Below are 23,647 nucleotides of genomic sequence, written 5' to 3' on the forward strand. Positions count from 1 at the left end.
GACGTCGGCACAGTCAATCACCGCAAACTGATCTACCGCTATCGCGAGCAAGCTCGCTCCCACAGGGAGTTTGTGGTTGTTCACAGGCGTCACCGTCAGGGAATCAACATCTGCACCTGCCCCGGCACGACGATCTTGATCACCCCGGCCCAGGAGCACATCAAGGTGCTGTTGGCATCGATGGCCGGCATGTTGCCCAGCAACAGGGTCGGGGCACCGCCGGGGATCCATGGCGCCGCAGTGGCCGGGATGCAGGGCATGGGGGTCAGCACGCCCAGGGCCGCCGCGGTGGCGGCGGCCACGGTGGGGTTCGCCAGGCTCATGCACATGCCGAAGGTGGTGATGTTTACCAGCGGGATGTGATCCATGATGTTCGCCGCCGGCATCCCGCCGGTCAGCAGGCGATTGACCGGCAGCACATTGAGCACCGCCGGGGCGGCGCCGAAGCTGCATTGCAGGGTCGCGGTGCTACAGACTTGCGGGCATCCCATCGCGGTGGCTCCTTTGACAGCGACTCCCCGAACCATAGCTCGCCCGCTTCCGACGCGCACGCCGCCATGCATCAAGCCCGCTGATTATCCAGCAACACGCTAACCTATAAGACCCTGGCGTGCTTGTGACGCCTCCCACGCGCCATTAGATTAGCCAATGATCGATGGCCTCCAAAATAAGCAGAAGGGATAAGCATGGCGTTTACTGATCAGTCCACCCGCGTGCGCGACGGTGAAGAACTCGATGCCAACCTGATCGACCCGTACCTCAAGGCCCACATTCCCGGCCTCACCGGCCTGCCACGGATCAGCCAGTTTCCCGGTGGCGCATCGAACCTGACCTACCTGCTGGAATACCCCGAACAGGAATTCGTCCTGCGTCGGCCGCCGTTCGGCCACAAGGCCAAGTCCGCCCACGACATGGGCCGTGAGTTCCGCATCCTCAACCAATTGCGCGAAGCGTTCCCGTACTGCCCCAAAGCCTATGTGCACTGCACTGACGAGTCGGTGATGGGCGCCGAGTTCTACGTGATGGAACGGGTCAAGGGCATCATCCTGCGCTCCGACCTGCCGCCGGAGCTGGGTTTCGACGCCGCCCGCACCGAAGCGCTGTGCAAGAGCTTCATCGACCGGCTCGTCGAACTGCACCGCGTCGACTACACCGCTTGCGGCCTGGCCGACCTGGGCAAGCCCGAAGGCTACGTGGCCCGGCAGATCCGTGGCTGGAGCGACCGCTACGAAAAAGCCCTGACCCCCGATGCGCCGAAATGGGAGGCGGTCAAGGCCTGGCTCAACGACAAGATGCCCGCCGACCACCCCACGTCGAGCATCGTCCACAACGACTATCGCTTCGACAACGTGATCCTCGACCCGGAGAACCCGATGCAGATCATCGGCGTGCTGGACTGGGAATTGACCACCCTGGGCGACCCGTTGATGGACCTGGGCAACAGCCTCGCCTACTGGATCGAGGCGGACGACCCGGCGCCGGTGCAACTGATGCGCCGCCAGCCGAGCCACGCCCCCGGCATGCTGACCCGCCGCGAATTCGTCGATTACTACGCCGAGCGCTCCGGGATCCGCATCGACAACTTCGACTTCTACTACACCTACGGCCTGTTCCGCCTGGCCGGGATCGTCCAGCAGATCTACTACCGCTTCTTCCACGGCCAGACCCAGGACAAACGCTTCGCGCAGTTCGTTCAGATGAACAAACTGCTGGAGCAGATGAGCCTGCAGGTCATCGGTAAATCCACGCTCTGAGCGCCCCATCACAAGGAAACAGCATGTCCAAGACCCAGTTGTTCGACCTCGACGGTAAAATCGCCTTCGTTTCCGGCGCCAGCCGCGGCATTGGCGAAGCCATCGCCAAACTGCTGGCCCAGCAAGGCGCCCATGTGATCGTGTCCAGCCGCAAGCTCGACGGTTGCCAGCACGTGGCCGATGCGATCATCGCCGCCGGCGGCAAGGCCACCGCCATCGCCTGCCACATCGGGGAAATGGAGCAGATCAGCCAGGTGTTCGCCGGTATCCGCGAACAGTTCGGGCGCCTGGACATCCTGGTGAACAACGCCGCCACCAACCCGCAGTTCTGCAATGTCCTGGACACCGACCTGGGTGCGTTCCAGAAAACCGTGGACGTGAACATCCGCGGCTATTTCTTCATGTCGGTGGAAGCCGGCAAGCTGATGCGCGAGAACGGCGGCGGCAGCATCATCAACGTGGCGTCGATCAACGGCATCTCGCCGGGGATCTTCCAAGGCATCTATTCGGTGACCAAGGCCGCGGTGATCAACATGACCAAGGTCTTCGCCAAGGAATGCGCGCAGTTCGGCATCCGCTGCAACGCCCTGCTGCCGGGCCTGACCGACACCAAGTTCGCCTCGGCGCTGGTCAAGAACGACGCCATCCTGAAAACCGCACTGGCGCAGATCCCTCTCAAGCGCGTGGCCGACCCGAGCGAAATGGCCGGCGCGGTGCTGTACCTGGCCAGCGATGCATCGAGCTACACCACGGGCGTGGCGTTGAATGTGGATGGTGGGTTCCTGTCCTGATAGCGAACGCCATGGCAGACTTGTGAGAACCCTGTGGGAGCGAGCTTGCTCGCGATGGCGGAGTGTCAGTGAAAAAAATCTTGGCTGACACTCCGTCATCGCGAGCAAGCTCGCTCCCACAAGGGATCCTCTGCGATCGTAAAATGAATATTTATTCCAACATTTGCAATTTGAGAATATTTATTCCATAAAGGGCCCTCTGAAAATAACAATTCAAAGGGCTCTTTCTCATGCGTGAACTCGGCATCGGTCTGATTGGCACCGGCTTCATGGGCCGTGCCCATGCCTTGGCGTTCCACAATGCCAGGGCGGTGTTCGACCTCCCCCTGAACCTGACACTCGCGGCCCTGGCCGACGCCGATCCACAGCGTGCCCGGCAGTGCGCCCAGAGTTGGGGGTTCGAGACGGCTCACAGCGACTGGCAACGGCTGATCGACGACCCGAAGGTTCACCTGATCGCCATTACCACACCCAACCACCTGCACTTCCCGATGGCCATGGCGGCGTTGGCGGCGGGCAAGCCGGTCTATTGTGAAAAGCCCCTGGCGGTGTCCCTGGAGCAGGCCGAGCAGATGCGCCAGGCGGCCAAGGCCGCGGGGGTGGTGACGCGGGTCGGCTACAACTACCAGCACAACCCGATCATCCAACTGGCGCGGGGCATGATCCAGCGCGGCGAACTGGGACAGATCATCAGCTTCCAAGGTGAGTTCAGCGAAGACTTCATGGCCGATCCCGCTTCGCCGTGGTCATGGCGTTGCGAAGCGACCCACGCCGGTGGCGCACTGGCCGACCTGGGCAGCCACTTGCTGGCCATGGCCCGGCACTTGTTGGGCGATGTCGAGGCCGTGTGCGCCGACAGCCAGACCGTGCATCACCAACGCCCTGCCAGCGCCGGCAATGCCGAACAACGGGCCATCGCGGTGGACGACCACGTCCACGGGCTGCTGCGTTTCGCCAATGGCGCCCGAGGCACGGTGAGCAGCAGTTGGCTCAAGCATGGCTACAAGAACCATCTGAGTTTCGAGATCAGCGGCACCCTCGGCACATTGGCCTTCGATCAGGAACGGCTCAATGAACTGCGCCTGTGTCGCGCCGGCCAGCCAGGTTTCCAACGCCTGCTGGCCGGTCCGGACCTGCCCGGCTATGCCGCATTCAGCCCCGCCGCCGGACACCAGTTGGGCTACAACGAATTGAAGACACTGGAGGTGCAGGAACTGATCATGGCCCTCGCTGGCGAAGGCGGCAGCGGCACGGACTTCGACGAGGCCTGGGAAGTGGAACGGCTGGCGGCAGCGATACGCATCGCGGCGCGGGAGGAGCGTTGGGTCAAGGTCAGCGAGTTATAACCGCTCACTTCAGCGAACACCTTTGTGGCGAGGGAGCTTGCTCCCGCTGGCTGTGGAGGAGCTGTGTAGGAGCTGTCGAGTGAAACGAGGCTGCGATCTTTCCCAAGACACTTGAATCTCAAGCAAAAGATCAAAAGATCAAAAGATCAAAAGATCGCAGCCTTCGGCAGCTCCTACCGCAACCCAGCGGGAGCAAGCTCCCTCGCCACGGGGGAGCGCGTTCACTGGGTTTGCAATTGAACCAACCGCCCCGCCAACGCCTTGGCCTGGCTCGCCACGTCGGTCACGGCGGTGCTTTCCCACCACATCCCCCGCAGTGGCGGGCCCATGGCGAACAGGCGCTCGGCGGGTTCGCCTCGAGCATCCAGCACCGCACCATCGGCGCGGGCGGCGATGCCCAGGGCCAACGGCCCCGGCTGGACCAGCCCTCGGGCCAGCAACTGTTGCGGCAACGGCCGTGCAACCCGACGCCAGTCATATTCAATGCCACTGGAGTTGATCAGCGCGGCGCCCTGCACCACTTCCAGTCCTGCCTCGCCCCGGCGACGGATGCGAACACCCACTGTGCCCTCGGGAGACGACGCCAACCCCTTGAACGACGCCGCCTGGATCCGTAACCGCCCTTCCCCATGCAAACGCGCCACCAACTCCGCACTCAACGGTGGCGAACGATGGTGATGACTCTCCCACCACGGCCGCACATGCCGCACGAACTGTCGGCGCTGCAGGTCACTGGCCTGGTTCCACAAGCGCCCGATATGCGCACGCACGGTGTCCAGCGGCGCTTGCCAATCGATGCCTTGAGCTTGGGCCTGGCGGCATTGCTCACGCAGGGCGCGCATCAACTGGCGTGGCGAACGCAGGCCGTGATCTTCGGCGAGGAAATCCACCCAGGCCGGCGGCTGGCGGCGCACGTGTGGCAACAGCCCATGGCGGGAAAACACTTCGATGGGGCCACGGTGCCCGGCCTGTTCCAGGGACACCACGGCATCGACCATGGTCAGGCCCGAGCCGATGATCAACACCGTGGACTGCGGGTCGAGCTGGCGCATCGCAGCCACATCCCAGGGATCCAGGGCTGCGGCATTCAAGCCGCTGGATTCGGTTTGCGGGGTGCGCGCCGCCGGGAACATGCCGGTGGCCAGCACCGCGAAACCGCCTCGCAAGACTTGGCCGTCGGCGAGCGTAACCATCACGGCATCGTCGGCAAGCCGCAGGTCCACAGCCTCCCCGCGCACATGCTCGGCGGTCGAACCGTTTCGTGCACCCAGCTCGCGGGCCTCGGCCAGGCGTTGCTGCACATAGAGGCCAAAGATTCCCCGGGGCGGGAACAACTCGCTGATCGGCACGTGCTGCTGATCCGACTCGGGCCAGCCGCCGGCTTCGATGAATGCGGTAAGCCATTGGGTCAGGTCGTCGGCGTTGTCTGGATCGACGCTCATGCGCGCCGCGTTGCCGTTCAAGGTGTGCCCCAGCTCCACCGCACTGTAGGCCTCGCCCCGGCCCAGTTCGCTGCGCGGCTCGACGATCAGCACCTTGCGCCGGCCCGGCAGGCGCAGCAATTGCGCCGCCAGCATGGTGCCGCTCAGGCCGCCGCCGATGATCAGGACATCGGCTTGGCGAGTGAAGTCGCCCGCCGGTCGATCCAACGCTGTGTCCATACCGCTCTCCCGGATCAAATCACCACATTGCGTACGAATCTCGCCGCCACCGGGCCATCGTTGCGATAGGCATGGGGCTGGTTGCTGGCGAACATGAAAAACTCTCCGGCACCGATCTGGCGCGCTTCATTGCCCAACAGCAAGGTCAGGCAACCTTCGAAGACGTAAAGCTGCTCGCTCCAGCCATCAGCGTCGGGTTCGGAATGGTAATGCTCGCCGGGCTCCAGGCGCCATTCCCAGAGCTCGACTTCACGGCTGGCGGTGGCCTTGGCCAGCAATACGGCCTTGCTGCCGGGAATGGTGCCGGCCCAGGCCAGTTCGTTGATGCGGCTCGGGTCACGCGCATCGGGGGCCTGGATCAGATCGCTGAAGGCCACGTCGAGGGCTTCGGCGACACGGTCGAGGGTGGTCAGGCTGACGTTCTTTTCCCCCGCCTCGATGGCCACCAGCATGCGCCGGCTGACCCCGGACAATTCCGCCAGCGCGGTCTGGCTGAGCTGCGCGGCATGGCGCAGACGACGGATGTTCTGGCTGACGTGTTGCAGGACGGACGCCCGCTGGCCAATATCTCTGTGCACTATATTGCTCACATGCTAGGGCTGCGCATTATACTGCCCAACTTCGGACGCATTGTGCGTCCGCCTCAAGTGGCGCGCAAGGTCATGGCATCGGTGAATTCTCCTCAAGCTTCCTCCCGTTTCTCCCGGTTCAGCAAGGCCGAATGCGTGCTGGTGCTGATCACCATGATCTGGGGTGGGACGTTCTTGCTGGTACAGCACGCCATGACGGTCAGCGGACCGATGTTTTTCGTCGGCCTGCGCTTCGCGGCCGCCGCCGCGTTCGTCGCACTGTTTTCCTGGCGGCACCTGCGCGACCTGACGCTGTTCGAACTCAAGGCCGGGTGTTTCATCGGTGTGGCGATCATGCTCGGCTACGGTTTGCAGACCGTCGGCCTGCAAACCATCCCCAGCAGCCAGTCGGCGTTCATCACCGCGCTTTACGTGCCGTTCGTGCCGTTGCTGCAATGGCTGGTGCTGGGCCGTCGCCCTGGGCTGATGCCCAGCATCGGCATCATGCTGGCGTTCACCGGCTTGATGCTGGTGTCGGGGCCGGCGGGCGCTTCATTGAATTTCAGCCCCGGTGAAATCGCCACGTTGATCAGCGCCATCGCGATTGCCGCCGAGATCATCCTGATCAGCGCCTATGCCGGCCAGGTCGACGTGCGCCGGGTGACCGTGGTGCAACTGGCGAGCACGGCGGTGCTGGCGTTCCTGATGGTGGTGCCGACCCAGGAAGCGATCCCGGATTTTTCCCTGTTGCTGCTGGTCAGTGCCGTGGGCCTGGGGGCCGCCAGCGCCGCGATCCAGGTGGCGATGAACTGGGCGCAGAAAAGCGTCTCGCCGACCCGCGCCACGCTGATCTATGCCGGCGAACCGGTGTGGGCCGGCATCGCCGGGCGCCTGGCCGGCGAGCGGCTGCCAGCGATCGCATTGTTCGGCGCGGCGCTGATCGTGGCGGCGGTAATTGTCAGTGAACTGAAGACCCGCAGAAAAGATGTCGTCGAGGTGGGTGAGGTGCTTGAGCACGAACAGTGAGGCCGGGGGCGTTTGAGCCTGTGTAGGAGCTGACGAGTGCAACGAGGCTGCGATCTTTCCCCAGACACTTGAATCCCAAGCGAAAGATCAAAAGATCGCAGCCTTCGGCAGCTCCTACACAAGCCCGGCGGGAGCACGCTCCCTCGCCGCGGATGATGTTTAGCGCGCAAAGTCAGAAAACTCAATCTACCTTGTAGGATTCTGCGACACCCTCACGGTTGGTGATCGGGAATACGCCACGTATGATCCCTCACAACCTCCCGCCGAATAGAAGCCTATGTCACTGATAGTTCTATTGCTTTTGCCCTTCATCGGCAGCTGTGTCGCGGCGCTGCTGCCGCATAACGCCCGTAACGCCGAATCACTGCTGGCCGGCCTCGTGGCCCTGGCCGGCACCGTTCAGGTGGCCTTGCTGTACCCGCAGATCGCCGACGGCGGCGTGATCCGCGAGCACTATGCCTGGTTGCCCAGCCTGGGCCTGGATTTCGTGCTGCGCCTGGACGGGTTCGCCTGGCTGTTTTCGTTGCTGGTGCTGGGCATCGGTACGCTGGTGTCGCTGTACGCTCGCTATTACATGTCGCCGGACGATCCGGTGCCGCGCTTCTTCGCCTTTTTCCTGGCGTTCATGGGGGCCATGCTCGGGCTGGTGATCTCCGGCAACCTGATCCAGATGGTGTTCTTCTGGGAACTGACCAGCCTGTTCTCCTTCCTGTTGATCGGCTACTGGCACCACCGCTCCGACGCGCGGCGCGGTGCCTATATGGCATTGATGGTAACCGGTGCCGGCGGGCTTTGCCTGTTGGCGGGGGTGATGCTGCTCGGCCATGTCGTGGGCAGCTATGAGCTGGACAAGGTCCTGGCCGCCGGCGACCTGATCCGTGCCCATGCCCTCTACCCCATCCTGTTGCCGCTGATCCTGATCGGCGCCCTGAGCAAAAGCGCGCAATTCCCTTTCCACTTCTGGCTTCCCCACGCCATGGCCGCCCCCACGCCGGTTTCGGCGTACCTGCACTCGGCGACCATGGTCAAGGCAGGGGTGTTCCTGCTGGCGCGGTTATGGCCGTCGCTGTCGGGCAGTGAAGAATGGTTCTATATCGTCAGCGGCGCGGGGGCCTGTACCTTGCTGCTGGGCGCCTACTGCGCCATGTTCCAGAACGACCTCAAGGGTTTGCTGGCCTACTCCACCATCAGCCACCTCGGGCTGATCACCCTGCTGCTGGGCCTGAACAGTCCACTGGCGGCCGTGGCGGCGGTGTTCCATATCCTCAACCATGCCACCTTCAAGGCCTCCTTGTTCATGGCCGCCGGGATCATCGACCACGAAAGCGGCACCCGGGACATTCGCAAGCTCAGCGGCCTAGTGCGGCTGATTCCGTTCACCGCCACCCTGGCCATGGTCGCCAGCGCAGCGATGGCCGGGGTGCCGCTGCTCAATGGTTTCCTGTCCAAGGAGATGTTCTTCGCCGAGACGGTGTTCATTTCCGCCACCGCCTGGGTCGAGCTGGCCCTGCCGATCATCGCCACCATCGCCGGGACGTTCAGCGTCGCCTACTCCCTGCGCTTCACCGTGGATGTGTTCTTCGGCCCCACCGCCACCGACCTGCCTCATACCCCCCACGAACCACCACGCTGGATGCGCGCACCGGTGGAATTGCTGGTGTTCACCTGCCTGTTGGTGGGGATTTTTCCGGCCCAGGTGGTCGGCTCCTTGCTCGCCGCCGCCGCATTGCCCGTGGTGGGCGGCACGCTGCCCGAGTACAGCCTGGCGATCTGGCACGGCCTGAACGCACCGATGATCATGAGCCTGGTGGCGATGTCCGGCGGCATCGTCCTGTACCTGTTGCTGCGCAATCAGTTCCGGCAAGGCCACATCAAGCACCCGCCGTTCATTGGCCGACTCAGCGGCAAGCGCCTGTTCGAGCGCTGCCTGGTGCTGATGATGCGCCAGGGCCGGCGCCTGGAGCGACGGATCAGCACCCGCCGCCTGCAGGCCCAGTTGTTCTGGCTGGTCCTGGCCGCCGTGCTCGCCGGGCTGATCCCGATGCTGCACAGCACGCTGGTCTGGGGCGACCGGCCGAAGATCCCCGGCTCCATCGTTTTCGTCACCTTGTGGCTGCTGGCAATCATCTGTGCCTTGGGGGCGGCCTGGCAGGCCAAGTATCACCGGCTCGCGGCCCTGACCATGGTCAGCGTCTGCGGCCTGATGACCTGCGTGACCTTCGTCTGGTTCTCCGCCCCCGACCTGGCCTTGACGCAACTGGTGGTGGAAGTGGTGACCACGGTGCTGATCCTGCTGGGCCTGCGCTGGCTGCCACGGCGGATCGAGGACGTCTCGCCACTGCCCAACAGCGAGCGGCGCGCGCGCATCCGGCGCCTGCGGGACTTGCTGCTGTCCATCGCGGTGGGCGGCGGCATGGCGTTGCTGTCCTACGCCATGCTGACGCGGCAGACGCCCAACGACATTTCATCGTTCTACTTGAGCCGCGCCCTGCCCGAAGGCGGCGGCAGCAACGTGGTGAACGTGATGCTGGTGGACTTCCGCGGCTTCGACACCCTGGGGGAAATCACCGTGCTGGTGGCGGTGGCCCTGGCGGTGTTCGCCCTGCTGCGACGCTTCCGCCCGCCCAAGGAAAGCATGCAACTGCCGGCGCAACAGCGCCTGCTGGCACCGGACGTGGTCACCGACCTGGTCAACCCGCGCCATGCCAGCGACACCGCCTTGGGGTTCATGATGGTGCCGTCGGTGCTGGTGCGCCTGCTGCTGCCGATTGCCCTGGTGGTGTCGTTCTACCTGTTCATGCGCGGCCACAACCAACCCGGTGGCGGCTTCGTGGCCGGGCTGGTGATGTCCGTGGCGTTCATCCTGCAATACATGGTCGCCGGCACCCAGTGGGTCGAGGCGCAGATGAGCCTGCGACCGCTGCGTTGGATGGGCACCGGGCTGTTGTTCGCCACCGCCACCGGCCTGGGGGCGATGGCCGTGGGTTATCCATTCCTGACCACCCACACCTGGCACTTCGAATTGCCGTTGCTGGGTGACATTCACCTGGCCAGCGCGCTGTTCTTCGACATTGGCGTGTACGCCGTGGTGGTCGGTTCCACCCTGTTGATCCTCACCGCCCTGGCTCACCAGTCGGTGCGCGCCCATAAGCCGGGCCTGCAAGCCAAACCCATCGCCCCCGTCAAAGGAGCCACCGTCTGATGGAAGAAGTCATCGCAATCGCAATCGGCGTACTGGCCGCCTCCGGCGTCTGGCTGGTGCTGCGGCCACGGACCTTCCAGGTGGTCATGGGCCTGTGCCTGCTGTCCTATGGCGTCAACCTGTTCATCTTCAGCATGGGCAGCCTGTTCATCGGCAAGGAACCGATCATCAAGGACGGCGTGCCCCAGGACCTGCTGCACTACACCGACCCGCTGCCCCAGGCCCTGGTGCTGACCGCCATCGTGATCAGCTTCGCCATGACCGCGCTGTTCCTGGTGGTGCTGCTGGCGTCCCGGGGCCTGACCGGTACCGACCATGTGGACGGTCGGGAGCCCAAGGAATGATCGTGACGCCCCATCTGATCGCCGCACCCATCTTGCTGCCGCTGCTGACCGCCGCGGTGATGCTGATGCTGGGCGAGAAGCACCGCCCGCTCAAGGCCCGGATCAACCTGTTTTCCAGCCTGCTGGGCCTGGGCATCGCCGTGCTGTTGCTCTACTGGACCCAGGACCAGGCCTTGCCCGCCTCCATTGGCGTGTACCTGCCCGGCAATTGGCAGGCGCCGTTCGGCATCGTCCTGGTGGTCGATCGCCTGTCGGCGCTGATGCTGGTACTGACCGGCATCATCGGCGTCAGCGCCCTGCTCTTCGCCACGGCCCGCTGGGACCGCGCCGGTGCCAGTTTCCATGCGCTGTTCCAGATCCAGTTGATGGGCCTCTACGGTGCCTTCCTGACGGCGGACCTGTTCAACCTGTTCGTGTTCTTCGAAGTGCTGCTGGCGGCTTCCTACGGCCTGATGCTGCACGGCTCGGGCCGGGCGCGAGTGTCGTCGGGCCTGCATTACATCTCCATCAATCTGCTGGCCTCATCGTTGTTCCTGATCGGCGCGGCGCTGATCTATGGCGTCACCGGCACATTGAACATGGCCGACCTGGCCCTGAAAATCCCGCTGGTGCCGGAGGCCGACCGCGGTTTGCTGCACGCCGGGGCAGGCATTCTCGCGGTAGCGTTCCTGGCCAAGGCCGGCATGTGGCCGCTGAACTTCTGGCTGGTGCCGGCCTATAGCGCCGCCAGCGCACCGGTGGCGGCGCTGTTTGCGATCATGACCAAGGTCGGCGTCTACACGCTCCTGCGCCTGTGGACGCTGCTGTTCTCCGGCCAGGCCGGCGCCTCGGCGTATTTCGGCGCCGACTGGCTGGTCTACGGCGGCATGGCGACCATCGTCTGCGCCGCCATCGCCATTCTCGCCGCCCAGCGCCTGGAGCGCATGGCGAGCCTGAGCATCCTGGTCTCGGCCGGGATCCTGTTGTCGGCCATCGGCTTCGCCCAACCGAACCTGGTGGGTGCTGCGCTGTTCTATCTGGTGAGTTCGACCCTGGCGCTGTGTGCGCTGTTCTTGCTGGCCGAACTGATCGAACGTTCGCGCTCGGCCAATGAACTGTCCCTGGACGACGACTTCGATACCTTGCCGCGACCGCTGGAATCCTTGCAGCCGCCCAAGGGCATCAACCTCGATGACGAGCAAAAAGCCGTGGTCGGGCAGGTGATTCCCTGGACCATGGCCTTCCTTGGCTTGAGCTTTATCTTCTGCGCGCTGTTGATCATCGGCATGCCGCCGCTGTCGGGTTTCATCGGCAAGTTGAGCCTGCTCAGTGCCCTGCTCAATCCCCAGGGGCTCGAGGCCAGCGCCGGGGCGCCGGTGTCGAACCAGGCGTGGGGCTTGTTGGCGTTATTGATCCTGTCGGGGCTTGCCTCGTTGATCGCCTTCTCGCGCCTGGGCATCCAGCGCTTCTGGACGCCGCAAGAGCGACCCTCGCCGTTGCTGCGGCCGTTCGAATGCCTGCCGATCGTCGTGCTGCTGGGCCTGGGCATCGCCCTGACCTTCAAGGCCGAGCCGTTGCTGCGCTATACCCAATCCGCTGCCGATGCGCTGAACAATCCGGAACATTACGTGATGTCGGTACTTGCCACCCGCGCCGTGCCCAGCCCCGAAACCCGCGCTGCGTTGCGGGAGGTGCAGCCATGAAGCGCCTGTTTCCCGCCCCCTGGTTGTCCCTGGCGCTGTGCTTGCTGTGGCTGGTGTTGAACGTGTCCCTCAGCGCCGGCCACCTGTTGCTGGGCGCTGCCCTGGGGTTCCTGGCTCCGTTGATGATGCGCCCATTGCGCCCGCGACCGATCCGCATCCGCCGGCCGTGGGTGGTATTGCGGTTGTTCCTGCTGGTAGGCCGCGACGTGCTGGGGTCCAACCTGGCGGTGGCCTGGGGAGTGCTGAACGCCGGGCGCCGGCCACCCCGCTCGCAGTTCATCAAGGTGCCGCTGGACCTGCGCGATGCCAACGGCCTGGCTGCGCTGTCGATGATCACCACGGTGATTCCCGGGACCGTCTGGTCGGAACTGGCCCTGGATCGCAGCATCCTGTTGATGCACGTGTTCGACCTGGCCGACGAGGCGTCCTTCATCGCGCATTTCAAGGCCACCTACGAGCGCCCGTTGATGGAGATTTTCGAATGAGCCCGTTGCTGTCCAATGCGATCCTGTTGAGCCTGTTCCTGTTCTCCCTGGCGATGGTGTTGACCCTGTGGCGGTTGTTCAAGGGCCCTTCGGCCCAGGATCGGGTACTGGCCCTGGACTACCTGTATATCGTGGCGATGCTGATGATGCTGGTGCTGGGCATCCGTTATGCCAGTGACACCTATTTCGAGGCGGCGCTGCTGATCGCCCTGTTCGGCTTTGTCGGCTCGTTCGCCCTGGCCAAGTTCCTGCTGCGTGGCGAGGTGATCGAATGAACGGCGAACTGTCGATGTGGGTTGAAATCCCGGTGGCGATCCTGCTGGTGCTCAGTAGCCTCTTCGCCCTGGCCGGGGCGATCGGCCTGGTGCGCTTGAAGGATTTTTTCCAGCGCATGCACCCGCCGGCCCTGGCCTCCACGTTGGGGGCCTGGTGCGTGGCGCTGGCCTCGATCGTGTATTTTTCGGCGCTCAAGTCCGGGCCGGTGTTGCACGCCTGGCTGATCCCGATCCTGCTGTCCATCACCGTGCCGGTGACCACTCTGCTGCTGGCCCGGGCAGCGTTGTTCCGCAAACGCATGGCTGGGGATGATGTGCCGGCGGAAGTGAGCAGTCGCCGAACCGGACAGGACGGCTGACCGCTACCTTGCGACGAACACCCTTGTGGCGAACCCCCTTGCTCCCGCTGGGCTGCGCCTGTAGGAGCTGACGAGTGCAACGAGGCTGCGATCTTTCCCCAGACACTTGAATCTCAAGCGAAAGATCAAAAGATCGCAGCCTTCGGCAGCTCCTACACAAGCCCAGCGGGAGCAAGCTCCCTCGCCACAACTGCGTTCGACCGGTTGACGGAGTGAATCAGGCCCACGCCACCGTCAACAACCCGGCCCCGAGCACCACGCACAGCGGCGAATAAACCCAGGTGTCGAGCCTGGCGAACGTCGAGCCCTTGACCTCCTTGAAGAAGCCCACCAGGTTCGACTCGCCAATGGCCCGGGCGAACATCAGCAAGGCGATCGCACTGATCAGCCACTGCAACGCCCGATGGGTGACCGGCTGGGCCAGCAGGCCGCCACGCAGGCACACCAGTAGCGCAATCATCAATAGCGCCAGGGCGACCAGCAACGTCAGCCAGCCCGAGGGGTCGAACGCCGGTCGCAGCGCCTCCCCCTGCCTCACCGGCACCTGGGGCACCACCGCCAGGGCTGCCCACCGCCCACCCAGGGCCCAATACAAATGAATCAAGCTGATGGTCGCAAACACTGCGACCAGCGACCGAGCCAATAAAAGCGTCATTCGCCAGCCTCCTGAAAAAGGTTGAACAATCATCCTAGCTCGAATTTGGCATTTCGCTGGACGGGCGCAGGTTGCCAGTTTCCAGTGAATGATTCATTGCCCAGGATCAAGCGTTCAACCCGCTGGCACATGCTCGCCTAGAGGCTGGCGGACACCTTGTCGGCGACCTCCTTGGGCAACCAGGCCTGCCAGACCTCAGGATGGGCCTTGAGGAACGCCTCGGCGGCTTCACGGGGTGGCGTGCGCTTCTCGCTCATGTCGGCCAGGGTCTTGTTCAACGGCTCGATGGGCAAGTCGACCTTGCTGAAGAACTCGGCAATCTCCGGGTACTGCTTCTGGAACGGCGCCGAGACACCGATCGACAGCTTCGAGGCCAGTGAACGGGTCGGCTTCGGGTTGGGGTTATCGGCGTCGGTCAGGGTCTTCCAGGCCTCGGCATCGAACGGCGGCTCTTGCAGCTGCACCAGCTTGAAACGCCCGAGCAGCGGCGTGGGCGACCAATAGTAAAACAGGATCGGCTTGCCCCGGCGGATCGTCGAGCTGATTTCCGCATCCAGCGCCGCCCCCGAGCCGCTGCGAAAATTCACGTAGCTGTCCGACAAGCCATACGCCTTGAGCTTCTGTTTGTTGACCACCTCGGAGGTCCAGCCGATGGGGCTGTTGAGGAAGCGGCCCTTGTCGGGGCTCTCCGGGTCCTTGAACACGTGTTTGTAGCGCGCCAGGTCTTCGACGCTGCGCAGGTCCGGCGCCAGGGGCTTGATGCCCTTGGCCGGGTCGCCCTTGATGACGTACTCGGGCACCCACCAGCCTTCGGTCGCGCCTTTGACCGTATCGCCCAAGGCGACCACCTTGCCCTCGGCCTCGGCCTTGACCCACACGGGGCTGCGGCCGGCCCATTCTTCGCCGATCACCTGTATGTCGTTGTTGGCCAGGGCGGTTTCCAGGGTAATGGTGGTGCCGGGCAATGTATCGGTCTGCAATCCATAGCCCTTTTCAACGATGACTCGCAGGATATCGGTGATCAGGCTGCCACTTTCCCAGTTCAAGTCGGCAAAGTGGATCGGCGCTGTGGCGGCCGACACCGGAAGGGGTGAAACCAACACAGCGAAGGTGGCCCAGGCAGCCAGCCACTGTCGAACTCGTTTCATGCTTTGCACCTCATGCCAGATACAGCAATAGCTGAACGGCCCTGCGTAACCGAACGCAAGCCCCTGAATAGTTCAGTCAATTGACTGTAGCCGAGGTTCCAGCGAGTTCTTGCGAAACTGTCAGTGGTTTGGGCGCACGGGCTCCAAAACGGTCACTCACTGGCCTTGAAAGTCACCAGCTCGCCCTTGCGCCACTTGGCGGCCTTGGCGGTCACCGCCTTCAAGGTCTTGGTCAAGCCTTCCTGCAACTGCTCGTTGGCCGCAAACACGGTCACCACGCTGTGGCCTTCCTTGAACAGGATGGCGTGGCCACCCGGGGTCGTAACGAAGGCGTAATCGCCCAGGCCATAGACCGTCAGCTTGATTTCGCGAAAGCGGATTTCAAACTTGCCACCTTCGCGGCTGGGCAATACCGCTGCACGAAAATGATCACCGACCTTGAGCTCGAGCCTGGGCTTGTCATCGACCACCAGGGCCGACTCGGTGTCGATTTCGGCGACATAAATACCTTCGGCGGTCTGCTCGGTGATGTAGACGAAACGTGATTGGAATTGTTTGACCAGTTTTGCCCGCAGGTCACCAAGTACAAACAACGCATGCATGTCGAGATTACTTACTGCCAAGGAAACATCCCCATTTTTGAAAAAGACCCGCCCTGCGCAAAGGACGGACCACGAGAACCCGTACCGACTGTAGTGTCGTAATGGACCTGTCACTGAAATTCGAAATGAACGGCGCGCCCCTGTCCCGGGCCGAGAGCAGACTAAAGGTTGCCGCTCTCGCCGTCTTTCCCGGGGGGTCGCCAGAGGCTGAAGGAAAACACCACTCTGAGCATCGGAAAAGATGGGACTACTAACTTTAGGGAAATTTCTCACTTAAAAAAGCATTTTTCTGACATCGAGCCCAAAAAAAATTGCTTTAGATAGGCGCAACCGTCCACACGACGCTGCCGATTCTAGAGTAGCCGAAGGCGTGGAGACTACTCGAAGTACCCGGCAATTCGTCGGTAAACCATGAAAAGGAATTCACAATGGCCACTTTCACCACCCAAGCCCTCCCCGCCGCCCCGTGCATCGTTGAACCAGCCAACAGCCCTGAGGGAGCCGATTGCCTGCCAATTTCGTTGATTCAACCGCGTTATCGGGTGGTCTTGGCCGGCAAGTGTTTTTTTCACATTGAAGAAACATCGACTGGACGTGTAAGAGGATTCCGCACCGACCATAACGAGGCCTGCTACCTGGCCAGACGCCTCGAAAACAGCGCCTGAAACGCTTTCGTGCCCGTCCATGCGTTAACTCAGCCGCCGACGGGCAACTGCTGCCATACTGCCCGCCCAGCGAAGACCGTCTTAAATCGGCGGATCGCGCACCCATAATGGTTCGAGGAGAAGGCGCGACGTGACGGAATTTGATATTGGCGAGTTTTTTATCCGGGGCGAAGCCAGAGAAGTCGAAGGCGAGTTCCAGGCCGTCATCGTGATGCGTGCCAAGCCACCGTTGACCACCGTCAGTTGCCACCAGGTGGAAAAGGATCGCTGGTTCAAGACTTCGCTGCTCGCGGCCGAGGCGGCCAGGGAAGCAGCCAGGGCGTTGAAGGCCGCCGTGGATGAAGGGGCCTTGAAAGCCTGATTCCAATCGAACTCCTGGTGACCGCTTGCCTCAGATAAAGGTAAGCCCCGAGGCGCCACGACGGCGCCCCCACCCAAAGGAGACTTCCATGGAACAACCTTCCCACGAACTCAGCACTCTGTTCGACCAACTCGGCCTGCCCTCGGACGGCAAAGCCATCGACGATTTCATCGTCGCACACCCATTGGCGCCGGAAATCAAGCTGGTGGAAGCCGACTTCTGGTCGGACCAGCAAAAAGACCTGCTGCGAGAATGGCTGCTCGCCGACGGCGAAGAGGCGGTGCTGGTGGATCAACTGAATGTGCGGCTGCACGACGGTAAATAGCCGCCAGACCTTTGGCCACGGACAAGACTGCTATGGCAGCCAGGGCCTTTGACTGAGTGCAAGGCTGCTCTTGTGGCCTACCAAAGGATGCATGTGGCGAGGGGATTTATCCCCGCTCGGCTGCGCAGCAGTCGCCCTCAAGCGCTGTTGGCTCGGTGTGTCAGGCTAGCTGCGTCCAGCCTTTTTTAGGGCTGCTGCGCAGCCCAACGGGGATAAATCCCCTCGCCACAAAGGCGTCCTGCCACACCGATGCCGTTCCGGCCTAGCGCGGCTTCTCGGGTTTGTAGCCCAACCGCAAACCACCCCAATGACGCCCCTTGAGCATGATCGGCACGGAAAGATCGTGCATCAGTTCTCCCGTGTCGCGGGTGTAGGTCTGGAGCAATACAGGTTGTTGGTGGCTGCCGCAACGAATCCCGGTGCGATCGGAAAATTTGCGCTTGGTGCGGTTATTGAGCGTATCCACCTGGGGATCACCGGTCAGTGGCTGGCTGAACGCCTTGTTGTGGGTCGGCACGTAGCCCTGCTGGGTGCAGGCAATCGCAAACACCAGCCCCTCGTGGCGGGCCAGCAACGGCTCCTGGATCGCCGGCAGGACCTGGTCGGTGTAGCGGTCGAAACGGGTCTGGAATTTGGCCGGTTGGGTATTGGGGATCGGCTGGTAATTACGGTCGAACAGGTCCTCCAGGCTGACACGGCCCTGGTCGATGTCGGCCTCGAACTGCGCGGCGATCTGGCTCGCCCCTTCCCGCGCCAGGTCGTAGACCCGCTGGTGATAATCGTCGAGCCCCACCTCGGCCAGGCGTTCGCTGATGGTTTCGGCCTGGCCTTCCATCTGCACCGCCGCCTCGGCCAGGCGCTGGGTCTGCTGGTCGCTGATGGACAGGTCGCTGCGCATCTGCTCGATGGCGTGGAACAGGCTGTCGAGTTGTTCGCGGTTGGTGTCGGTGCCCTGGGCGATGGCGCTGACCTGAGTCTCGACCCCTTCTGCAAGCCTGGCAATGTTTTCCAGGTGCTGGCCGGTGTGCTCCACCTGCTGCACACCGCTGTCCAGGTCAGCGGCCAATTGACGGATCTGCTCCACCACCTGGGTCGTGCGCTGCTGGATGTCGGCCACCATCACCCCGACTTCGCCGGTCGCCGCGGCGGTGCGCCCGGCCAGGCCGCGGACCTCATCGGCCACCACCGCGAACCCACGGCCATGCTCACCGGCGCGAGCCGCCTCGATGGCCGCGTTCAGCGCCAGCAGGTTGGTCTGGCTGGCAATCGATTGGATCACCAGGCTGACTCGCTGGATTTCATCGCTGCGTACGCTCAAGGCTTCGATCAACTCACGGCTGTCATTCGCGCGTTGGCTGAGCTGATGCATGCGGCTGATGGACTCTACCAGTTCGCTACGCCCGGCCACGCTGCTGCGATGGGCCTCGCTGGCAGCGCCCAAGGCCTGCTGGCTGAGTTGCGAAGTGGCCTGTTCGGTGGCGATCATCGATTCGGCATTGCTGACGATCTGCGCCGCCGCATCGAGTTGGGATTGGACCTTGCCGGCCAGTTGCTTGACCGAATAGGCGACGCCGGCCGCCGACAGCGCGTTATGGCTGGTGGTGTAGGACAGATCGCGGGTCAGCTCGGCCAATGGGTCGGTCGTGGATGCGGGGGCCACGGCCACGCGCGAACGCAGGCGCGGCAACCAGACGATGAGCATGACCAGCGGCAGGCCCAGGTACAGCGACCAGCCACCCAGGGCCATGCCGCACAGCAGCAAGGCCAGGGAGAGGCTCTGCAAGGTCGGCGTCAGCCAGCGCGCCGCGCTTTTTGTCACAGGTTCCGAGGCCGGCACCGTACCCGCCAGCGTTCCGTCTGTCGCCATGTTCGTCACCCATACTCTCGTTGTTATGACCTCATTAAACGCCACTACCGAGCCATTATCCATGGTCCATTAGTCGTGTTCTTGCAGCAGGTCAACGGAAGTAGACGAACAGGCACGGGCGAAAGCAAAAGATCGCGGCCTTCGTCAAAAGGTCGCGATCTTTTTTCGGAAAACGCGAATCAGGCCTGACGCTGGTGCTTGTCGATCTGTTCGTGACGTTCCTGGGCTTCGATGCAGTACTTGGTGGTCGGGCTGATCAGCAGGCGCTTGAGGCCGATCGGCTCGCCGCTGTCGTCGCACCAGCCGAAGCTGTCGTCGTTGATACGGTCCAGGGCCTGCTCCAGTTGAGGCAGCATGCGCTGGTCGCGATCGATGGCGTTGACCAGCCAGGTACGCTCTTCTTCTACGGAAGCAGCGTCCGCCGGGTCGGCCGGAGTGTCCAGGCTTTCAATGGCGATTCGGTTCTGTTCGATGCGCTCGTGGGTTTCGACCTTCATGTTCTGCAACAGCTTGGTGAAGAAAGCCAGCTGCTCGGCATTCATGTAGTCATCCGCCGGCATGGCCAGCAACTTTTCCTTTGTCATTGATTTCTCTATAAAAAAACGTGCATTAAGGCGAATTATGGAGCGTCCCGCAGCGCAGCTGCCACGCTCATCGGGAAAGGCGCCGTCTATTCCAAGCGCCACCCGGCACTCAATTTACGAGGGGCGGCAGTCTAAGGCCGAGTCGAGGCCTCAGCAACTGAAAACATAGGGAAAATGTCCGACAACCCCTTCAAATGTTCTCTGACAGGCTTTTGGCAGTCATCGGAGTGCGTTTATAACAAGAAATTCGCTGCAATAGCTGTATTAAGAAGACAAATGGCAACGCCACGCGGGTCAGGCGTGGCGCTTTGTCGCAACCCCAGGGGATCAGCGCTTGAGTTTGCGCTTGTTGCGGTACTGGTCGATGACCACCGCCACCACGATGATCAAGCCCTTGATGATGTCCTGGATATAGGCATCGACGCCGACGAAGGTAAAGCCGCTGGCCATCACCCCGAGAATCAGTGCCCCGATCACGGTCCCGGTGATGCGCCCCACCCCGCCTGCCAGGCTGGTGCCGCCGATCACAGCCGCCGCAATCGCATCCAGCTCGTAGGACATGCCCATGCCCGCCTGCCCGGTCGCCGCTCGCGCCGAAGCCACCACGCCGGCCAGGCCCGCCAGCAGCCCGGCAATGCTGTAGACGATCACCAGATGGCGCTTGACGTTGATGCCCGAGGTCCGCGCCGCCTGCATGTTGCCGCCAATGGCGTAGGTGTACTTGCCATACTTGGTGTAGCGCAGGGCGATGTGGAAGATCACCGCCACCACCAGGAAGATGATCACCGGCATGGCGCCATGGCCGATGGCGGTGTAGGAATCGGACAACATGCTCACCGGTTGGCCTTCGGTGTAGTAGCGCGCCAGGCCACGGGCCGAGACCATCATGCCGAGGGTGGCAATGAATGGCGGGATACCGGTAATGGCAATGATGCTGCCGTTGATCGCCCCGGCCAGCAGCCCCACCCCGAGCCCCGCCACCACCGGTATCCACACCGGCAAATCCGTCAGCGAGGGAAACACCGCCCGGGCGAAGTCCGACGTCTGGGCCAGGCTGGCGGCGATCATGGCCGACAGTGCCAGCACCGAGCCGGACGACAAGTCGATACCGGTGGTGATGATCACCTGGGTCACGCCAATGGCCAGCAGGCCGATGATCGATACTTGCAGGATCATCAACACCAGGCGCTGGGAGTTCATCAGGAAACTCTGGTCACGCATGATCCAGCCGAACATTTCGAACACCAGGCCGATGCCGATCAGCACCAGGAAGATGCTCAATTCCGTCGGCAGGCGCCGCCGGGACCTGGTCGATGCGGCCGCGGGTTTGTTTTCCAGTATTGCGTTCATAGCCACTTACCTTTTTTATCTGGACTGACGAGCATCAGGACAGGCCCGAAGCCAGTTGCATCACTCGTTCCTGGGTCGCTTCGCTGCGGTCGAGGGTGCCCATCAGGTCACCTTCGTGCATCACCATCACCCGGTCGCTCATGCCCAACACTTCCGGCAGTTCCGAGGAAATCATGATCACCGCCATGCCTTCGCTGGCGAGGTAGGAAATCAGCCGATAGATTTCGGCCTTGGCGCCCACATCGATGCCGCGGGTCGGCTCGTCGAGAATCAGGATGCGCGGGTTGGTCATCAGCCAGCGCGCCAGCAGCGCCTTCTGCTGGTTGCCGCCGGACAAGGTGTCGATGCACTGTTCCAGCGACGGGGTCTTGACCCGCAGCTTCTTGCACATGTCCTCACACAAGGTGCGCAGGGCTTTCTGCTGGATGAAACCGTTGCCGACGTAATGGGGCAGCACCGCCATCTCCATGTTCTCCAGCACCGACAGGCACGGGAACAGGCCGCTGAGCTTGCGGTCCTCGGTCAACAGCGCGAAGCCCTTCTCGATGGCCATGTGGGGGTCGCTGATGCGCACGGGTTGGCCGTCCAGCCGGATCTCGCCGCCAGTGCTCGGGGTCACGCCGAAAATCGCCTCGGCCACGTTGGTCCGGCCCGAGCCCATCAACCCGGCGATGCCCAGGATCTCCCCCGCGTGCAGGTCGAAGGACACACCTTTGAAAATGCCGTCCAGGCTCAAGTCGCGCACCGACAGCACCAACTCACCGATGGGTTGCTCCCGCACCGGGAACAACTGGCTCAGTTCGCGCCCGACCATCATCGAAATCAGGCTATCGCCATCCATGCTGTCGGCCCGTTGCAGGCCGATGTAGGCGCCGTCGCGAAACACCGCCACTTCATCGGCGATGGCGAACACTTCGTTCATCTTGTGGGTGATGTAGATGATGCCCTTACCCTGGGACTTGAGGTCGGCAATGATCGAGAACAGGTGGGCGACTTCGGTCTCGGTGATGGCCGAGGTCGGCTCGTCCATGATCAGGATGTCGGAGTCATACGAGACGGCCTTGGCAATCTCCACCATCTGCCGCTCGGCGATGCTCAGGTTGCCCACCTGCTCCTCGGGATCGAGCTTGATGCGCAGGCGTTCCAGCAGCCGGGCGGTGCAACGGTGCATCTCGCCATGGTCGACCATGTGCAGGCCGTTGAGCTGCTCGCGGCCGATCCAGATGTTTTCGGCGATGCTCATGTGGGGCATCAGGTTCAATTCCTGATGGATCATCGCAATGCCGGCCTGCAACGCCGCGAGCGGCGTGTCGAACGTCACCGGCTTGCCGCGCAGGCGCAGTTCACCGGCGTCGGGCTGGTAGATGCCGGCGATGATCTTCATCAGGGTGGATTTGCCCGCACCGTTCTCGCCCATCAGGGCCAGCACGGAACCGGGGCGTACCCGCAATTGGACATCGGACAGGGCCACCACACCGGGAAAGCCCTTGCTGACATTGACGACTTCCAGCAGGTACGGCTCATCAAGTGATACATCCGGCTGGAAAGTCATGGCCGGGGCGCTCGAAGCAGTCGCTGAAGCGAACATGATCAGGTACTCCCTCGGCAAGGTCGGCGTTGCAACCTTGCCTGCTTATTATTGTGGTGGGGCCGGGTTGAACGTCACTTGAACTGATCGACGTTTTCCGGCGTGATCAGGCGGTACGGCACCCAGACGGCCTGCTCGACCGGCTGCTTCTTGACCATTTTCACCGCCGTGTCGATCGAGCCATCGGCCTGGCCCTTGGCGTCCTGGAACACCGAGACCGCCATTTCGCCTTTCTTGATGGCGTTCAAACCGTCCGGCGTGCCATCGACCCCGGCGATCAATACCGTACCCGGCTTAGTGCCCGCTTGCTTGAGTGCCATCGCCGCGCCAATGGCCATCTCGTCGTTGTTGGCCACCACCGCCTGGAACTCGCGTCCCTGGGTCAGCCAGTCGTTGACCAGGGTCATGCCCTTGTCGCGCAACCAGATGCCGGTCTGTTCCTGTTCGATCTTGATGCCCGGGTACTTGGCCAGCACTTCCTTGACGCCCTTGGTGCGGTTGGCGGTGGAGTTGTTGGCCAGGTCACCCAAGAGGATCACGATGTCGCCCTTGCCGCCCATTTTTTCAGCCAGGTATTGCATCTGCATGCGCCCGGCTTCCAGGTCGTCGGAGGCCACGGTGACCACCCCTTCCGGTAACTTCGGATCGTCCGGGCGGCGGTTGACGTACACCAGCGGGATGCCGGCCGCCACGGCGGCCTTGGTGATGCGCTGGGTCGCGGCGGTGTCCACCGGGTTGACGATGATTGCGTCGACCTTCTGGCTGATGAAGCTTTCCACCTGGCTCAGCTGCTTGACCACGTCGCTGCGGGCATCTTCGAACTGCAGGGTGACGCCGTCCGGCAGGGACTTGGCTTTCTTGTCCATGGATTCGCGCAGGTAGGTCAACCAGGTGTCATCGAACTGGGACATGCTGACGCCGATCTTCAGGTCCGCCAGGGCAGCGCCGCTGGTGAGCATCAACGACAGGGCCAGCGAGGCGATACGGGTCTTGGTCTTCATGAACGGT

The 23,647-nt window shown here is 62.9% G+C and carries 24 protein-coding genes; 13 read left to right on the forward strand and 11 right to left on the reverse strand.

Going from position 1 to position 23,647, the window contains the following annotated elements; genetic code table 11:
• Nucleotides 1-95 precede the first annotated feature (95 nt).
• Nucleotides 96-491 carry a DUF4280 domain-containing protein gene (locus tag BLU85_RS00520; protein WP_092204865.1) on the reverse strand — a complete coding sequence of 132 codons (396 nt, stop codon included), beginning with the start codon at nucleotides 489-491 and terminating at the stop codon, nucleotides 96-98.
• Nucleotides 492-686: 195 nt separating this feature from the next.
• On the opposite strand from BLU85_RS00520, the gene BLU85_RS00525 reads away from it, so the two are divergent.
• The 3 genes from BLU85_RS00525 (at nucleotide 687) to BLU85_RS00535 (ending at nucleotide 3,891) form a co-directional block, all read left to right on the forward strand.
• Entirely contained in the window at nucleotides 687-1,754 is a 1,068-nt protein-coding gene (locus tag BLU85_RS00525; protein WP_092204864.1) for a phosphotransferase family protein, read from the forward strand.
• 23 nt (nucleotides 1,755-1,777) lie between these two features.
• Nucleotides 1,778-2,545: an SDR family oxidoreductase gene (locus BLU85_RS00530; RefSeq protein ID WP_003180553.1), complete on the forward strand. Its 768-nt coding sequence runs from the start codon at nucleotides 1,778-1,780 to the stop codon at nucleotides 2,543-2,545.
• Nucleotides 2,546-2,775: 230 nt separating this feature from the next.
• Nucleotides 2,776-3,891 carry a Gfo/Idh/MocA family protein gene (locus BLU85_RS00535; protein ID WP_092204863.1) on the forward strand — a complete coding sequence of 372 codons (1,116 nt, stop codon included), beginning with the start codon at nucleotides 2,776-2,778 and terminating at the stop codon, nucleotides 3,889-3,891.
• Nucleotides 3,892-4,112: 221 nt separating this feature from the next.
• Here BLU85_RS00535 and BLU85_RS00540 read toward each other — a convergent pair whose 3' ends face one another.
• Nucleotides 4,113-5,552 carry an FAD/NAD(P)-binding protein gene (locus BLU85_RS00540; RefSeq protein WP_092204862.1) on the reverse strand — a complete coding sequence of 480 codons (1,440 nt, stop codon included), beginning with the start codon at nucleotides 5,550-5,552 and terminating at the stop codon, nucleotides 4,113-4,115.
• Between the two features lie 14 nt (nucleotides 5,553-5,566).
• Entirely contained in the window at nucleotides 5,567-6,130 is a 564-nt protein-coding gene (locus BLU85_RS00545; protein ID WP_092204861.1) for a helix-turn-helix domain-containing protein, read from the reverse strand.
• Between the two features lie 12 nt (nucleotides 6,131-6,142).
• Here BLU85_RS00545 and BLU85_RS00550 point away from each other — a divergent pair, with 12 nt between their 5' ends.
• The 7 genes from BLU85_RS00550 to BLU85_RS00580 all read left to right on the forward strand — a co-directional run bounded on the left by BLU85_RS00550 (nucleotide 6,143) and on the right by BLU85_RS00580 (nucleotide 13,494).
• Nucleotides 6,143-7,147, forward strand: coding sequence for a DMT family transporter (locus BLU85_RS00550; protein ID WP_175497009.1), 1,005 nt, complete (start codon nucleotides 6,143-6,145; stop codon nucleotides 7,145-7,147).
• 277 nt (nucleotides 7,148-7,424) lie between these two features.
• Nucleotides 7,425-10,349 (forward strand): monovalent cation/H+ antiporter subunit A, encoded by a 2,925-nt coding sequence (locus BLU85_RS00555; protein ID WP_092204859.1) that lies wholly within the window; start codon nucleotides 7,425-7,427, stop codon nucleotides 10,347-10,349.
• Nucleotides 10,349-10,693 (forward strand): Na+/H+ antiporter subunit C, encoded by a 345-nt coding sequence (locus BLU85_RS00560; protein ID WP_003202835.1) that lies wholly within the window; start codon nucleotides 10,349-10,351, stop codon nucleotides 10,691-10,693. The genes BLU85_RS00555 and BLU85_RS00560 overlap by 1 nt, the downstream gene beginning before the upstream one ends.
• Nucleotides 10,690-12,375, forward strand: a complete 1,686-nt coding sequence (locus BLU85_RS00565; RefSeq protein ID WP_092204858.1) for a monovalent cation/H+ antiporter subunit D — start codon at nucleotides 10,690-10,692, stop codon at nucleotides 12,373-12,375. Before BLU85_RS00560 ends, BLU85_RS00565 begins: the two co-directional genes overlap by 4 nt.
• Nucleotides 12,372-12,860 (forward strand): Na+/H+ antiporter subunit E, encoded by a 489-nt coding sequence (locus BLU85_RS00570; protein WP_092204857.1) that lies wholly within the window; start codon nucleotides 12,372-12,374, stop codon nucleotides 12,858-12,860. The genes BLU85_RS00565 and BLU85_RS00570 overlap by 4 nt, the downstream gene beginning before the upstream one ends.
• Nucleotides 12,857-13,135: a K+/H+ antiporter subunit F gene (locus BLU85_RS00575; protein WP_003202841.1), complete on the forward strand. Its 279-nt coding sequence runs from the start codon at nucleotides 12,857-12,859 to the stop codon at nucleotides 13,133-13,135. The genes BLU85_RS00570 and BLU85_RS00575 overlap by 4 nt, the downstream gene beginning before the upstream one ends.
• Entirely contained in the window at nucleotides 13,132-13,494 is a 363-nt protein-coding gene (locus BLU85_RS00580; RefSeq protein WP_072404885.1) for a Na+/H+ antiporter subunit G, read from the forward strand. The genes BLU85_RS00575 and BLU85_RS00580 overlap by 4 nt, the downstream gene beginning before the upstream one ends.
• 217 nt (nucleotides 13,495-13,711) lie before the next feature.
• Here BLU85_RS00580 and BLU85_RS00585 read toward each other — a convergent pair whose 3' ends face one another.
• The 3 genes from BLU85_RS00585 to BLU85_RS00595 all read right to left on the reverse strand — a co-directional run bounded on the left by BLU85_RS00585 (nucleotide 13,712) and on the right by BLU85_RS00595 (nucleotide 15,899).
• On the reverse strand, nucleotides 13,712-14,149 hold the full coding sequence (locus BLU85_RS00585) for a DUF3995 domain-containing protein (RefSeq protein ID WP_092204856.1): 438 nt from the start codon (nucleotides 14,147-14,149) through the stop codon (nucleotides 13,712-13,714).
• Between the two features lie 137 nt (nucleotides 14,150-14,286).
• Complete coding sequence (locus BLU85_RS00590) at nucleotides 14,287-15,297, reverse strand: ABC transporter substrate-binding protein (protein ID WP_092204855.1); 1,011 nt, start codon at nucleotides 15,295-15,297, stop codon at nucleotides 14,287-14,289.
• Nucleotides 15,298-15,449: 152 nt separating this feature from the next.
• Complete coding sequence (locus tag BLU85_RS00595; RefSeq protein ID WP_060741745.1) at nucleotides 15,450-15,899, reverse strand: hypothetical protein; 450 nt, start codon at nucleotides 15,897-15,899, stop codon at nucleotides 15,450-15,452.
• Between the two features lie 428 nt (nucleotides 15,900-16,327).
• Between BLU85_RS00595 and BLU85_RS00600 the strand changes: the two genes are divergently transcribed.
• The 3 genes from BLU85_RS00600 (at nucleotide 16,328) to BLU85_RS00610 (ending at nucleotide 17,250) form a co-directional block, all read left to right on the forward strand.
• Nucleotides 16,328-16,564 carry a hypothetical protein gene (locus BLU85_RS00600; RefSeq protein ID WP_092204854.1) on the forward strand — a complete coding sequence of 79 codons (237 nt, stop codon included), beginning with the start codon at nucleotides 16,328-16,330 and terminating at the stop codon, nucleotides 16,562-16,564.
• Between the two features lie 130 nt (nucleotides 16,565-16,694).
• Nucleotides 16,695-16,925: a hypothetical protein gene (locus BLU85_RS00605; protein WP_092204853.1), complete on the forward strand. Its 231-nt coding sequence runs from the start codon at nucleotides 16,695-16,697 to the stop codon at nucleotides 16,923-16,925.
• Between the two features lie 88 nt (nucleotides 16,926-17,013).
• Entirely contained in the window at nucleotides 17,014-17,250 is a 237-nt protein-coding gene (locus tag BLU85_RS00610) for a DUF2789 family protein (protein WP_092204852.1), read from the forward strand.
• Nucleotides 17,251-17,512: 262 nt separating this feature from the next.
• Here BLU85_RS00610 and BLU85_RS00615 read toward each other — a convergent pair whose 3' ends face one another.
• From BLU85_RS00615 to BLU85_RS00635, 5 genes are all read right to left on the reverse strand, one after another.
• Nucleotides 17,513-19,180, reverse strand: coding sequence for a methyl-accepting chemotaxis protein (locus BLU85_RS00615; protein ID WP_371914219.1), 1,668 nt, complete (start codon nucleotides 19,178-19,180; stop codon nucleotides 17,513-17,515).
• 116 nt (nucleotides 19,181-19,296) lie between these two features.
• Entirely contained in the window at nucleotides 19,297-19,701 is a 405-nt protein-coding gene (locus BLU85_RS00620) for a TraR/DksA family transcriptional regulator (RefSeq protein ID WP_003202859.1), read from the reverse strand.
• Nucleotides 19,702-20,028: 327 nt separating this feature from the next.
• Nucleotides 20,029-21,051: an ABC transporter permease gene (locus BLU85_RS00625; protein ID WP_092204850.1), complete on the reverse strand. Its 1,023-nt coding sequence runs from the start codon at nucleotides 21,049-21,051 to the stop codon at nucleotides 20,029-20,031.
• 34 nt (nucleotides 21,052-21,085) lie between these two features.
• Nucleotides 21,086-22,639 (reverse strand): sugar ABC transporter ATP-binding protein, encoded by a 1,554-nt coding sequence (locus BLU85_RS00630; protein WP_092204849.1) that lies wholly within the window; start codon nucleotides 22,637-22,639, stop codon nucleotides 21,086-21,088.
• A 74-nt stretch (nucleotides 22,640-22,713) separates the two neighbouring features.
• A complete protein-coding gene (locus BLU85_RS00635; RefSeq protein WP_092204848.1) occupies nucleotides 22,714-23,640 on the reverse strand; it encodes a sugar ABC transporter substrate-binding protein in 927 nt (308 codons plus the stop codon).
• Nucleotides 23,641-23,647: the final 7 nt, after the last annotated feature.

Origin of the sequence: Pseudomonas sp. NFACC14 (assembly GCF_900106885.1) — a bacterium.
In the GTDB taxonomy this organism is placed as follows: domain Bacteria; phylum Pseudomonadota; class Gammaproteobacteria; order Pseudomonadales; family Pseudomonadaceae; genus Aquipseudomonas; species Aquipseudomonas fluorescens_AA.

What these genes read in the sequence shown, in the direction of transcription:
- BLU85_RS00520 (WP_092204865.1), bottom strand. Translation starts at nt 491, where the DNA reads ATGGGATGCCCGCAAGTCTGTAGCACCGCGACCCTGCAATGCAGCTTC.
- BLU85_RS00525 (WP_092204864.1), top strand. Translation starts at nt 687, where the DNA reads ATGGCGTTTACTGATCAGTCCACCCGCGTGCGCGACGGTGAAGAACTC.
- BLU85_RS00530 (WP_003180553.1), top strand. Translation starts at nt 1,778, where the DNA reads ATGTCCAAGACCCAGTTGTTCGACCTCGACGGTAAAATCGCCTTCGTT.
- BLU85_RS00535 (WP_092204863.1), top strand. Translation starts at nt 2,776, where the DNA reads ATGCGTGAACTCGGCATCGGTCTGATTGGCACCGGCTTCATGGGCCGT.
- BLU85_RS00540 (WP_092204862.1), bottom strand. Translation starts at nt 5,552, where the DNA reads ATGGACACAGCGTTGGATCGACCGGCGGGCGACTTCACTCGCCAAGCC.
- BLU85_RS00550 (WP_175497009.1), top strand. Translation starts at nt 6,143, where the DNA reads ATGCTAGGGCTGCGCATTATACTGCCCAACTTCGGACGCATTGTGCGT.
- BLU85_RS00555 (WP_092204859.1), top strand. Translation starts at nt 7,425, where the DNA reads ATGTCACTGATAGTTCTATTGCTTTTGCCCTTCATCGGCAGCTGTGTC.
- BLU85_RS00560 (WP_003202835.1), top strand. Translation starts at nt 10,349, where the DNA reads ATGGAAGAAGTCATCGCAATCGCAATCGGCGTACTGGCCGCCTCCGGC.
- BLU85_RS00565 (WP_092204858.1), top strand. Translation starts at nt 10,690, where the DNA reads ATGATCGTGACGCCCCATCTGATCGCCGCACCCATCTTGCTGCCGCTG.
- BLU85_RS00570 (WP_092204857.1), top strand. Translation starts at nt 12,372, where the DNA reads ATGAAGCGCCTGTTTCCCGCCCCCTGGTTGTCCCTGGCGCTGTGCTTG.
- BLU85_RS00575 (WP_003202841.1), top strand. Translation starts at nt 12,857, where the DNA reads ATGAGCCCGTTGCTGTCCAATGCGATCCTGTTGAGCCTGTTCCTGTTC.
- BLU85_RS00580 (WP_072404885.1), top strand. Translation starts at nt 13,132, where the DNA reads ATGAACGGCGAACTGTCGATGTGGGTTGAAATCCCGGTGGCGATCCTG.
- BLU85_RS00585 (WP_092204856.1), bottom strand. Translation starts at nt 14,149, where the DNA reads ATGACGCTTTTATTGGCTCGGTCGCTGGTCGCAGTGTTTGCGACCATC.
- BLU85_RS00590 (WP_092204855.1), bottom strand. Translation starts at nt 15,297, where the DNA reads ATGAAACGAGTTCGACAGTGGCTGGCTGCCTGGGCCACCTTCGCTGTG.
- BLU85_RS00595 (WP_060741745.1), bottom strand. Translation starts at nt 15,899, where the DNA reads ATGCATGCGTTGTTTGTACTTGGTGACCTGCGGGCAAAACTGGTCAAA.
- BLU85_RS00600 (WP_092204854.1), top strand. Translation starts at nt 16,328, where the DNA reads ATGGCCACTTTCACCACCCAAGCCCTCCCCGCCGCCCCGTGCATCGTT.
- BLU85_RS00610 (WP_092204852.1), top strand. Translation starts at nt 17,014, where the DNA reads ATGGAACAACCTTCCCACGAACTCAGCACTCTGTTCGACCAACTCGGC.
- BLU85_RS00615 (WP_371914219.1), bottom strand. Translation starts at nt 19,180, where the DNA reads ATGGATAATGGCTCGGTAGTGGCGTTTAATGAGGTCATAACAACGAGA.
- BLU85_RS00620 (WP_003202859.1), bottom strand. Translation starts at nt 19,701, where the DNA reads ATGACAAAGGAAAAGTTGCTGGCCATGCCGGCGGATGACTACATGAAT.
- BLU85_RS00625 (WP_092204850.1), bottom strand. Translation starts at nt 21,051, where the DNA reads ATGAACGCAATACTGGAAAACAAACCCGCGGCCGCATCGACCAGGTCC.
- BLU85_RS00630 (WP_092204849.1), bottom strand. Translation starts at nt 22,639, where the DNA reads ATGTTCGCTTCAGCGACTGCTTCGAGCGCCCCGGCCATGACTTTCCAG.
- BLU85_RS00635 (WP_092204848.1), bottom strand. Translation starts at nt 23,640, where the DNA reads ATGAAGACCAAGACCCGTATCGCCTCGCTGGCCCTGTCGTTGATGCTC.